We start from the raw sequence: 10,334 nt of genomic DNA, 5'->3' as shown, positions 1-10,334 counted from the left end.
TTAGAATTGAATTTAAAATGTAAAATAGATTTGAATGGTTTGCAGTTGGTTTAAATGTCGCTTTCGCGAAAGCGAGATCAAAACAATCCATAAAAAAAGCCGCTCATTACAGCGGCTTTAACATCTTGTTTCTTCAATAAGCATTAATTCACATCACAATCGCTATAAAAGTCTTGTATACAGAATTAACTTGGGTTACTGTCTAATCTTCAAGTTGATTGTAATGAATGATAACTTTTTCTAGTTCTTTATTACTGAGTGGTTTTTCAATAAACCCATAAACCAAATCATTTTCAACGGCTTTAATTTTATCCTTTGACCATGTGCTTGTGGTTAAGAATACAACAATAGCTTTACTTCTATTTTCCTTAGTAAGTTTTGAATATTCTTGTAAGAATTCAAACCCATCCATTTTGGGCATATTGATATCTAGAAAGATAATGTTAGGTTTTAAAACCTCGTGTTCTGTAAAATCATTTTGTTTTTTCAGAAAATTTAATGCGTCTAAGCCATTAAATGCTTCATGTACATCTGCTTTAATATTTGCTTTTTCTATTATTTTTTTATTGTAAAAATTAGTAGAAGGGCTGTCGTCTATTAATAAAATGCATTCGATATTTTTCATAAAATTACAGGGTGTACATATCTTTATTACCGTTAAATAATTACAATAGTTTGTACTTTATGGTTGAAAGTATAAAAATAAACGATTTAAAGCATTCTCTATATCTATTAATAGATTAATTTATTATTTAATCGTTGTTTTTCATTTTTTAGGTAAGTAAAAAATAAAATCCGAACCTTTACCTAGTTCTGATTTTACTTTAATTGTTCCATTGTGATTATCTATAATTCTTTTACAGTTTGCTAGACCTATACCAGTACCATCATACTCATTTCTGCTATGAAGTCTTTTAAAGACATCAAATATAATATCCTGATATTTTTCTTCAATTCCTATACCATTATCTCTGATTGTGAACTCATAATAATCACCAGATGATCTGTGAGAAATATAAATCAATGGTGATTTTTCACCTCTATATTTAAGACCGTTTGCAATTAAATTTTGAAATAATTGTCTTATTTGCGATTTATCACAAACCACTTCAGGGAGTTTATCAACGTTAATTAAAGCTTTGTTATCATCGATGGCAGTTTTTAAATCTTTTAAAACATCGGACACAATATCATTGAAGTTTACTTTTTCAAAATTTAATGATTTGTCATCTAGTTGAGAATAAACTAGTAGATCATTAGTTAATGTAACCATTCTACTAGAAGCTTGTTCTATAAAATCTAAGTATTGAAAAGCATTTTGATCTAAAATATCGCCATACTCATCTTTGAAGAGGTCGGTGAAACTCGTAATTGTTCTCAATGGTTCTTTGAGATCATGAGAGGCTAAGTAGGCAAATCTTTCTAGCTCAACATTAAGATTTTCCATTTTCTTTTGAGAAACCTTATCACTATCTATGTTGAGGATAGTACCTATCATTTTAACCTTACCGTTTACTTCTTCTTGAACCTGTGCATTAATTTTAAACCATTTTAATTCATTATTTTTTATTCTCAATAAAACTTCTTGTACAAAGGGTTGTTTATTATGAATATGTTCCTGTATTTTTTCTTTAAATTCTGGTCGTTGTTCTGGTTCAATTAGTTTAATAAATGAACTGAAGGTAGGTTGGTACGTTTTTTTTGAAACCTCTATTTCATCATAAATTACATCAGACCACCATAACTTATCTTCTTTAACGTCCATCCATTCCCATAGGCCAGAATTAGTGCTTTCTAGTGCTATTCTAAAACGTTGCTCTCCATCCCTTAGTTTTTGTTCCATTTTTTTAAGTTTGGTGGTTGTCATAGCTACGCCTATAATGGTACTAACATTACCTTTTTCATCTCGTTCGTGAACTTTATCTGTACTTAGAATCCAGATTTTCTCTTTTGTATCTTTGTGAACAATTCTGTATTCTATTTGAAGTTCTTTTTCATTTTTAAGAGATTTGAGTTTTTCATGATGAGACATTACAGCATTAATGTCTTCTGGATGAATTATTACTGAAAATAAATTTGATCCTAGATTAATAATCTCTTGTTCACTGTATCCAACATAATTCCCTATGCTAGAACTGGAATATATATTTTTATTATTTATTACATCATAAATGTATAAGACTGCTGGGTTAGATTTATTTAAATAAGTTAAGAATGTATTTAATTTTTCTGTTTCATTAATGGCATTTTTTAAATTGTGGATATTTATAAAATTAATTACCACACCTTGAATAGTATCTTCTTGATTGCGATAAGGGAAAATCTGTAAATGAAACCAGATTTCTTCTTTATTTTTAATTTCACAATGAAAAGGCTGCAATGTTTTTATAACCTGTGTGCAGTGTTTAATTAAATCTTCTCCTCCTATCGTACCAGAAAAGTCAGTAATAGATCTACCTATATCTTCTTGCTGTAATTTAAAATGCTCTTTTACTGATGGTGTAAATTTTCTAACATGAAATTCTCTATCTAGAAATATTGTTCCTACATTGATGTTTTGCATCAGGTTTTCAATATCTCCATTAAGTTCAAAAAGTTCTTCATTTTTTGACTGCAACTCGGCATTTACTGTGTGTAACTCTTCATTTAAAGACTGTAATTCTTCATTAGTACTTTGTAATTCTTCATTTGAGGATAGCATTTCTTCGTTAGTAGCTTGCATTTCTTCATTTGAAGTTTCTAATTCTTCAATGGTAGACTGTAAATTTTCACGAGTTTCATTTAAGGCTTCTTTAAGTTCTAAGACCTGATCAATGTTAGAGACTATTTGTTTTTGCTCAATTATGTTATTCTCATTTTTCTTGGGTAATGTTTCTTCTATGATTGTTACTAAGAAACAACGATTTTTAAAGGAAACTAGATCAATACTGTTCACAACTAGCTTTATGTGGATCAGTTCTTCATCTTTCAGGAATTTAATAAATTTCTCTATCTTTTTTTCTGAATTATGGCTTATTAGTCTAATAGCAGAGTTTACTGGTATATTCAACTCATCAGGTAACATTTTAAGTAGATTATTAGAATAACCTTCTTCTGGATACTGAATGTATTTTTTAAGTTTCCCTGTGGCATGTAAAATTTCAAAATTATCATCAACACAAACACTAACGGCGTTCATTTCTGCCATGATGAATTTATTAATGGATCTTGATATTTTATCGTCTAATGAAGTATTAGATGTTTTAGATTGAAAATTGTTTTTGCCTTTAGAATTAATTCTCCAGAAATCACTTGTCTTATTCTTAAGAATGAGTCGTTCTGGCTGTATATTTTTATAGATTTTAAATTTAGAACTCGTCTCTTCAAAGTTTCTACTGAGATTTCCTAAGTTTTCTGAATTACCTAGGAATAAATAGCCATTTTGATTTAGTGCATAATGAAGGCTAGATAACACCTCTTGTTGTATATGATTCTCCATATAGATAAGCATATTTCTACAGGAAATAAGATCCATCTTATTAAACGGCGGATTTTGAAGAATATCATGTTTAGAAAATATGATGGTTTTTCTAAGTTTAGGAATTATATGGTATTTATTATCTCTTTTTATGAAGTAAGATTTTAAAAAATGTAGAGGTACCTCAGCTTCAATATTTTCTCCATAGATTCCTTTTGTAGCCACCTCTAGCCCACGCTGATCTAAATCTGTTGCAAATATTTTAAATGATACTTCTAAATTATTTTCATCAATATAATTTTGTAGTAAAATAGCCATAGAATAAGCCTCCTGTCCTGTAGAGCAGGCAACAGTCCATATTTTTAAGGGCTTTTTAGGATCATTATTTTCAAATAGATTAGGTATTATCTTATTTTGTAAAATATCAAATGCACCTTGATCTCTAAAAAATTTAGTGACACCTATTAGATATTCATTGGCAAGTAAGAATTTTTCTTCTGGATTATTATGGAGGTAATCAATATAATCCTCAACAGTCTCATTTTTAGTGATGCTTATTCTTTTTGCTGTTCTTCTCAGTAAAGTAGGCTTCTTGTAAGAAATAAAATCATATTTAGTATAATTTTTTAAAAGTCTTAAAATCCTACCCAGAGATTCCAGGTTATTTTGTTCTCCTGTTGCTTTAGGATAAGAATAGTGTGGATTTGATACAAACTGTATCAATTCATTAACCATTTCATTAGGCGGTAGAATATAATCAGCAAGTCCTTCAGAGATAGCACTTTTAGGCATGCCATCAAAGCTAGAAGATTCTGGACTTTGAACAAATATAGTCCCGCCCACTTCTTTAATGGACTTTGCACCTTTAGTCCCGTCAGATCCAGTACCTGAAAGAATAATGGCTAGTGCTCTTTCTTTTTGATCTAATGCAAGTGAGTTGAAAAATATGTTAATTGAAAAATTAATACGGTTAGAAGGCGGTCTTTGCGTTAGTTTGAGCTGGCCATTTTTGATTTGAATGTTTTTGGACCCAGGCATTAAGTAAACGTTATTAGGTAAAACAACGTCACCATCTGAGGCCTCCTTAACATTTAACTGGGTATGTCTAGCAAGTAATTCTGGCATCAAACTTTTATAATGTGGGGATAGGTGCTGTACGATTACAAATGCAAAATTAGTATGATTAGGACAATGATCTAAAAATTGTTCTAAAGCTTTAAGCCCACCTGCCGAGCTACCTATACCTACAATAAAAAAAGAATCCTCTGTTTGATCCATAAAATGAACTATGTTAATGTTAAAAAGGAATAAACCTTAAATCAAAGTTAATTTTTATAAACGTAAGTTTAAAATAATTCACTTAAAATTTGTTTAACTTTTTATTTCTGAGTTGAAGTACACATTAGTCATTTTTTTTTTTGATAATAAAAAAATCAAGTGTGTAGTGATAGTTGATTTGCTTAATTAACTCATAATCTATTCAGTAGATTGTAAAAAATTATTAAAGTGATAGTGTTTAGATATTTTAAGAGCTTTAATTAGATATTTACTAGTAATTATTGCACGTATGAGTTGTCATTTAATAAATCATAAATGGGTATATTTTATTCCAAGATGGGTGAATTATAAATTTTTTGTTAGTGTGGAGTATTTATAATTACAAAAAGATATTAAATCCATGATAAGTCAATCTGGTATGACTATTAAAATGAAACAGGATACTTAAAGCTGTGCTGTGATCTATTTTCAGTTTTAAGTAATTGATGGTTAAGTTGAGCTCTAAACGTCCACATTACATCAGTATTTATGGCATGGTATTTCTTTGTAAAATGAGAAGCACCTAGACCTAATGTATTTTTAATCTGTTATTATTAAAACTCTTAAGCTTTATAAAAGGCAAGATAGAGTAGGAGCTTCTTAAAATTTTATTGTTACTATAATTAGAATATCCTAGGCTTATTCTTGTTTCTGGAAACTGTAATCTTTGATACCGGTTAATTTCAGTGTCTTATTTCTGTTCTAAAACAGGAAACCACTGTTGAGATTGTACACCTCTATCAGGAAAATATTTGTTAGAAGATACACTTTTACCTAATGCTATTTCTTTGCTATAGGAATATTTGTGTGCTGTAACTGAAAAGAAAGATGTAAAGAAGATTGAAAATGTAAAAGGTTACAAGACTCATTAAATTATTAAAGTTGCTAAAATAGCTTTTAATAGAATAGAGTTGGTTGAAATTCCGCTTTCGCGAAAGCGAGATCAAAAACAATCCATAAAAAAAAGCCGCTTATTACAGCGGCTTTATTATTTTTAGTTTAAATTAATTTTCACATTATATTCTGCTCTTTTTCCGTCATAGAATATGTTGAAACTGGTATCGGTAAATGAGACTACTCTGAATGTAGATTGTTTTTTTACACCTTTTAATTTACCAGTAATAATTATCAAACTATTTTCATTCTTAATAGATTGAATTTCAAAATCTTTACTGATTTTTTTTACATCCATTCCAAACGAGCTATTTCTTAATTTATTTTCAATTACAGCAGTAAAATTTTTCTTATTTCCTATTAATTTTTGGAATTGGTTAAAATTAGGTAATTTAGTAGTGTATAATATTCCAGTTAAATTAGTCTCTGCTTTAGAACTAGTGTAAAACCCACTTTTAGCGCCTTCAGTTCTCTGATCGGTTAAATAAATTATGTTTCCGTTTTGGAATGAAGCTTGAATCTTAAGTTTTTTATATGCTCTTTCTTTAACCTGTTCCTGATTAGAAAAAACAGTTGTCCCTACAGCCTTTGAACTTACTTCACCTAGTTTAAAAAGCCCCTTTATTTCTCCTTCTACTCTTGTAATCGAGACATTGTCAAAATCACTAACATTGTCTACACTTTTGTAAGAAGTTGACTCATTAAACTTTTGTATTCTACCACTACTAAACGAAATACTCTGTATTGTATTTTTGTAAATAGAATTAGTCAATGTTTCATTTGGGTAAGTGAACTTTACAGCATCTGTTGTGATTTCATTTACTGAACATACGATTTTTTTGTTATTGAGAAAAATAGTGTCATTTTGGGCACTGCAAAGAAAAAATGACAATAAAACGATAAGAGTAATTTTGATTTTCATTAATTAATTAGTTTGTTGGTTGATTTGTAATGATAAATTGAATGCTATTAATTCACAATCACTTTAAAGGATCTAGATTGATCACCGTTACTTAAACGGACTATAAATATTCCTGTAGAATTAATTTTAAACTGGTTATTATCTAGTTGTGTATTTAACTGTCTTCCAGAAATATCATAAACAGATAAGTTATCAATAGATATACCGGCATCTTCAATAAAAAATGTACCAGTAGATGATGGATTAGGGTAGATAGAGATGTTAGATAAAATTACATTTTCATTACTAGCGGTAGTAGTCCATATCATGTTTACAAATTGTGGATTATCTATATATGGATTTCTGTTACCTTGATAGACATAAATATCATTGTTACGGTCTATTTCTTTCTGGCTTACAGGGTCTGCATTGTGCCATGAAAGTAAAAGATCTACATACCATTGCTCATAATACTGACCTTGGGTTCCATCTCTGGGATCATTTAAAGCCGTGTGACTGTCCCATGAACTATCATTGTATTGATTTTCATATCTCGTAGCAAAGTAAAGTAACATTCTTGCGATATCTCCTTTAAACTCGTCTATAGGTTCAAATACAGTATTTGAAAAACCAGCCGTAGTATTAGGTCCTACTTTACTACCATTGAGAGATGTAAAGGTAGGATTGCTCACTACTCCAAAAGGAAAGCTACTTCTACGTCCATTTATCTGTCCATCTGTAGGTATTACATGATGGGCGTCTGTACGCATAGGGTTTCTTCTATTAAATCTACCTTGCGGGAATATATGTTCTCGATTATAACAAAAACCTTCATTACTACTTACATTACCGCACCTATCTGTAAAGGTGAAATTATAAGGGTCTGTTCCTGTAGGATTTTCAGAATACATATCTAATATAGTAGTACTCTGGTCATTAATGCTTTCTCCTTGATTAGGGTAATAGGTGTCGTTATCAGACGTGTTGTATAAATTTAAAAGTGCACTATAACCTTGATCTGTATGACCGTTTTCTATAATGTTGCGCAACTCAGACTTTAATGGGTAGCCAGTAAGTCCACTAGCGCTGCTGTAATAACCAGCAGGTATTTGTGCAAAACCTACTGCAGATAGTAATAATAATAGAGTAAAAATTTTCATGTATAAATAATTCTGTAATGTTAGTATAAGGGGAATAACTGGTTTGTACAGTATAATAAATTTATTTCTTTTTCATTCTAGCCATAAAGAAACCATCAAAACCGTCTCTATGGGCATAAAGTGTTTGAGAGTCTTCTAGTTCAAAATTTGCACCAGCTTCTGATTTTAAGAACGTGTCTACCTGTACCTCATTTTCTGAAGGAAAAATAGAGCAGGTCGCATAGACCATCGTACCTCCAGATTTTACCACACGGCTATAAGATTGTAAAATCTCTTGCTGTGTTGCCTTTATTTTATCAATAAATTCTGGTTGTAATTTCCATTTTGCATCTGGATTACGTCTTAAAACGCCTAGACCGCTACATGGCGCGTCGATAAGAAGGCCGTCCATTTTACCAGCTAGTTTCTTAATAGTTTTAGTAGATTCTAATAAACGAGTTTCTATGTTGTGCGCACCTGCACGGCGTGTACGTCTTTTTAATTCGTTTAATTTGCTTTGATAGATATCAGTAGCTATAATTTGCCCTTTATTTTCCATCATAGCGGCAAGATGAAGTGTTTTACCACCTGCACCTGCACACGCATCCATGACGCGCTGACCAGGTTTAGGGTTTAAATAAGATGCGATTAATTGAGAACCAGCATCTTGTACTTCAAATAAACCGTCTGTAAATAATTGCGTACGGAAAACGTTTGCTCTCTCATTAAGAATTAAAGCATCTGGAAAACGCTCATCAGTAGTAGTCATGACTTCTTCACCTACTAGTTTTTCTTTAAGAGAGGCTACATCAGTTTTAAGAGTGTTTGCTCTCAATACTACAGACGCTTGTTTGTTAAGCGCAGTAATTTCTTGATCCCATAGACTACCTAATTCTTTTACGCCCATCTCATCCATCCAGTCAGGAATGGACTCACGCATCTTGCGATTTTTTCTTACTTCGTCCAGTTTACCTCTTATGCGTCTTACTGGTGTGTTGTAATACTCATCCCATGCAGGTAGATCATAGCCTTTTAAAACTATCCAGACACTAGTCAGTCTCCATAAATCTTCTTGTTTAAATGGTTCATTTACATTTGCAATAGAAGCGTATAGTCTCTTGTATCTTACTATGTCGTAAGTAGTTTCTGCAATGAATCCTCTATCTCTAGAACCCCAGCGCGTGTCACGCTTTAGAATTTTTTGAATAGCCTGGTCAGCATACTTGCCGTCGTTAAATATATTGTGCAAGGTATCTACAGTAGCTTGCACTAGGTTATGGTGAAATCTCATTTTGCAAAAGTACAGCTATTCCTCAGTAAGTTATAAAATAGAAGCCTGTTTTTTCAATGATTTTTAATTGTTATCTCGCTTTTGCGAAAGCGGAATTTTAAACACCTTCATTTATTAATTCTGACTTATTTTTACAATATGAAAAAATTACTATTTATGGCCTTGATTTTATCGATCACAGCCTGTAAAAAAGATTCCCAAAAGGAAGAAATTAAAGAAGTTAAAACCTTAACACGAGCAGATGTAACGTTGCGGTTAGAAACTGTTTCTAATGATTCTATAAGTGTCAGAGCGCTGGATTATGGTGATGGAGAGTACTGGTTTTCTGGTAGTAATGGTAAGTACGGTAGGATAGATGCAGCTACAAATACGGTTGCAAATTCTAGAATTACTTTGAACGAAGATGAGAAAATAGAATTTAGATCTATTGCAGTAACACCACAATACACCTACATATTAACTGCTGGTAACCCTGCGTTAATTTATAAAATAACTCAAGCAAATGACCAGGTAAAATTAGTTTACACAGAATTTGAAGAGCGTGTTTTCTATGATAGTATGAAATTCTGGAACGATCGAGAAGGAATAGCCTTTGGTGATGCTACTGAAGACTGTCTATCGGTTATAAAGACATTTGATGGAGGTGATACTTGGGCAAAATGTAAATGCACTTACCTACCAGAATTCATTAAAGACGAAGCCGCATTTGCAGCAAGTAATTCAAATATAGCTATTTATGAAGATAATGTATGGCTAGCAACCGGTGGCGCAGCAGCACGTATTTTACACAGTCCAGATAGAGGCTCTACCTGGAAAGAGTATTCTACACCTATGATAGCAGGTAGTGAAATGACAGGTATTTATGCTATTGATTTTATAGATGCACAACATGGTGTTATGATAGGTGGTGACTGGAATAATAAAGAAGATAATATGTATAATAAAGCAATTACTCGCGATGGTGGTAAAAGCTGGAAACTTATGGATAATGGTAAGGGTCCTGGTTATAGCAGTGACATCATTTTTGTACCAGAGACAGATGGTAAAGAGATTCTAGCAGTAGGTTCTCAAGGAATATGGTGGAGTGGTACACAAGGAGACTCTTGGAAAAAACTATCTAACGAAGGTTTCTATACTGTTAAGATGATCAATAAGACGCAAGGCTACCTAGCTGGTAATAATGAAATAGCTAGTTTTACTCTATCAGCACCAACTTTATAGTGACTAGAAATATAAACTAACTGTAATAGAGTTGTTTAAAGGTGTTTTTATTTTCTTAAACCTAGATGTGTGCACTACTTTTAACACGGTTTAAGTAAATAGGCAAGCAGTTAT

General features: G+C 31.5%; 6 protein-coding genes. 1 reads left to right on the top strand and 5 read right to left on the bottom strand.

Translation table 11 applies throughout. The annotated features are described in order from the left end of the window. Positions 1 to 202: 202 nt before the first annotated feature. From Q0838_RS01840 to Q0838_RS01820, 5 genes are all read right to left on the bottom strand, one after another. Positions 203 to 625, bottom strand: a complete 423-nt coding sequence (locus tag Q0838_RS01840) for a response regulator (protein ID WP_298950613.1) — start codon at positions 623 to 625, stop codon at positions 203 to 205. 141 nt (positions 626 to 766) lie between these two features. After that, the gene (locus tag Q0838_RS01835; protein WP_298950611.1) at positions 767 to 4,735 is read right to left on the bottom strand and encodes a chemotaxis protein CheB; all 3,969 of its coding nucleotides are present in this window, start codon (positions 4,733 to 4,735) and stop codon (positions 767 to 769) included. Positions 4,736 to 5,768: 1,033 nt separating this feature from the next. Next, the gene (locus Q0838_RS01830) at positions 5,769 to 6,590 is read right to left on the bottom strand and encodes a hypothetical protein (protein ID WP_298950609.1); all 822 of its coding nucleotides are present in this window, start codon (positions 6,588 to 6,590) and stop codon (positions 5,769 to 5,771) included. A 47-nt stretch (positions 6,591 to 6,637) separates the two neighbouring features. Further along, positions 6,638 to 7,729 carry an endonuclease gene (locus tag Q0838_RS01825; protein ID WP_298950607.1) on the bottom strand — a complete coding sequence of 364 codons (1,092 nt, stop codon included), beginning with the start codon at positions 7,727 to 7,729 and terminating at the stop codon, positions 6,638 to 6,640. Between the two features lie 61 nt (positions 7,730 to 7,790). Next, complete coding sequence (locus Q0838_RS01820) at positions 7,791 to 8,999, bottom strand: RsmB/NOP family class I SAM-dependent RNA methyltransferase (RefSeq protein WP_298950605.1); 1,209 nt, start codon at positions 8,997 to 8,999, stop codon at positions 7,791 to 7,793. Positions 9,000 to 9,137: 138 nt separating this feature from the next. Here Q0838_RS01820 and Q0838_RS01815 point away from each other — a divergent pair, with 138 nt between their 5' ends. Continuing rightward, the gene (locus Q0838_RS01815; protein ID WP_298950604.1) at positions 9,138 to 10,220 is read left to right on the top strand and encodes an exo-alpha-sialidase; all 1,083 of its coding nucleotides are present in this window, start codon (positions 9,138 to 9,140) and stop codon (positions 10,218 to 10,220) included. The last annotated feature ends 114 nt before the right edge of the window (positions 10,221 to 10,334 follow it).

The sequence above is a fragment of the uncultured Nonlabens sp. genome (assembly GCF_947495285.1).
Taxonomy (GTDB): domain Bacteria; phylum Bacteroidota; class Bacteroidia; order Flavobacteriales; family Flavobacteriaceae; genus Nonlabens.
The sequence above is the reverse complement of the archived record's forward strand: the minus strand, read 5'-3'. Positions and strand labels throughout refer to the sequence as shown.